This window comes from Salinibacterium sp., from assembly GCF_031364185.1.
In the GTDB taxonomy this organism is placed as follows: domain Bacteria; phylum Actinomycetota; class Actinomycetes; order Actinomycetales; family Microbacteriaceae; genus Rhodoglobus.
This window is the reverse complement of record NZ_JANLVV010000301.1, coordinates 1-2,067: the sequence shown is the minus strand read 5'-3', so window position 1 is coordinate 2,067 and position 2,067 is coordinate 1. Positions and strand designations below refer to the sequence as shown.

2 protein-coding genes are annotated in these 2,067 nt (G+C 66.8%); one reads left to right on the top strand and one right to left on the bottom strand.

The window, feature by feature from the left end; all coding sequences use genetic code 11:
• Positions 1-819 (bottom strand): PucR family transcriptional regulator ligand-binding domain-containing protein (locus RMN95_RS13305; protein WP_309617391.1); only part of this gene is annotated, 819 nt, incomplete at its 3' end.
• A gap of 100 nt (positions 820-919) precedes the next feature.
• On the opposite strand from RMN95_RS13305, the gene RMN95_RS13300 reads away from it, so the two are divergent.
• On the top strand, positions 920-2,067 hold a 1,148-nt coding region (locus RMN95_RS13300), incomplete at its 3' end, for an aminotransferase class III-fold pyridoxal phosphate-dependent enzyme (RefSeq protein WP_309617390.1).

Below are 2,067 nucleotides of genomic sequence, written 5' to 3'. Positions count from 1 at the left end.
GCCTCCCAGTGCGGCTTCGGCCTGTGATGCCTCCCGCGCGCGCTTCACGGTCAGTGACAGCAACATGCAGGAGGTGAGGATGAGCTGGCGGTCGGCTCTTCGCAGGTCACGCCCCGCAGCCACCGCGAGAAAGCCCACGGTGTGTTGACCGATCGTGATCGAATGTTCGACGACGTTCATGCCGTCCACGGGGAATGTGGCCGCCGAGTAGGTTCCGACCAGGTTGAATCTGGCCGACTCCGCCCGGAGTTGCGGCACGACATCTGCCGCGGTCGACGGCCAGATCGTTTCGGCCGCACCGTCTGCGGGCAGGTAGGCCGCCCATCCGCCGAGCCCCTGGGCGAGCGTGCTGATGATGGCCTGCGTGGCGGTGTCTCGGGTGGCGGCGCGTGCCAGCGCGGTCTGGAGATCGAGGCGCGAGGCCAGTTCGGCCTGCTCCGATTTACCCACCAGTGTCCAGAAAGCGCGCGAAATGTGCAGGAACGGCACCGCCTCGGGCACCAGCAGCAGGTCGAGATTCGCGTCGACGCACGCCGCGACGAGGGCGGGATCAACGCGATCCGTTCCGGCGCCGAGCCCCAGTGCGAGTGCCGCGATGCCCTTCTGTGCCAGCCGGTCGACGTAGTCCCGGGTGGCGGCATTACCCCCGCCCAGCGGAATGCCCGTCGTGAGCAGCAACTCCCCGCCCTCAAGATAGGGCGTGGGGTCCGCGAGTTCCGAGATGTGCACGCCGGTAAGGGGCTGTCTCCCAATGGCGCCCGGCGCCGCAGGCCGAAGGTCGGCGCCGAGGCGATCGCACAACTGCTCCAGCGTGACCAATGGTGAACTCCTTCGTCGTCTGGTCAGTCTATCCAAAGCCGCCCTACAATTGGATGAACTATCTAAAGACTGCGATCACCCTACTGATTACATTTGTCCTATGGCCTCTGCTCTCACTCCACTTCTCCAGTCCCGACACATCGCGCATCCCCTGCCCGGGCCGCGGTCCCGTGAACTGCAGGCCGTCCGCGACCGCGAGGTGACCTCGGCCTTCGGCAGTGCGCTGCCGGTGTTCATCGATAGAGCCGAGGGGGGCATCCTGCTGGATGTTGACGGCAACCGGATCATCGATTTCGCTTCGGGCATCGCGGTCACCAGCGTCGGGGCGAGCAACCCGTTCGTGCAGGCCCGGGTGGCCGCTCAGCTGGAACAGTTCACCCACACCTGCTTCATGGTCACGGAGTACGAGGGATTCACCGAGGTCTGCCGTTGGCTGAACGCCCACACTCCCGGCACCTTCGATAAGCGAACCGCACTGTTTTCCACAGGGGCGGAAGCCGTCGAGAACGCCATCAAGATCGCCAGGGCCGCCACCGGTCGGCCCAACGTGCTCGTCTTCGATGAGGCATACCACGGCCGTTCGCTCCTCACGATGGCGATGACGGCGAAGGTGAACCCCTACAAACTCGGCTTCGGTCCGTTCCCCGAGCAAATCTTCCGGGCACCCAATGCCGCACCGCTGCGCTGGCCGGGCGGCGCCGAGAACGCCACTGTGGAGGCTCTCGCGGCGGTCGAGACGATTTTGGCCGACAACGGTCCGGAGACGTTTGCCGCCATGGTCATCGAGCCCATCCAGGGCGAGGGCGGCTTCCTGGTGCCGGCCCCGGGCTTCCTGGCGGGGCTGCGGGCGATCGCGGATGCGCACGGCATCGTCTTCGTGATGGATGAGGTGCAGGCCGGCATGGGCCGCACCGGCACCCTGTTCGCCAGCGAGCACGACGGCGTCGTCGCCGACCTGATGGTCACCGCCAAAGCCCTCGGCGGTGGGCTGCCACTCGCCGCGGTCACCGGCCGCACCGAACTGATGAACGCGGTGCACACCGGAGGCCTCGGTGGTACCTACGCGGGCAATCCGCTGGCCTGCGCCGCCGCGCTGGGCGTGTTTGAGGCTCTCGAAGACGGAACGCTGCTCGCTCATGCCACCACCATCGAGAGTGTCGTTCGCGCTCGGCTGGAGCCCCTGCTCGATTCTGTCGACGTCGTAGCGGAGCTGCGCGGGCGAGGTGCGATGCTCGCGATCGAGTTCGC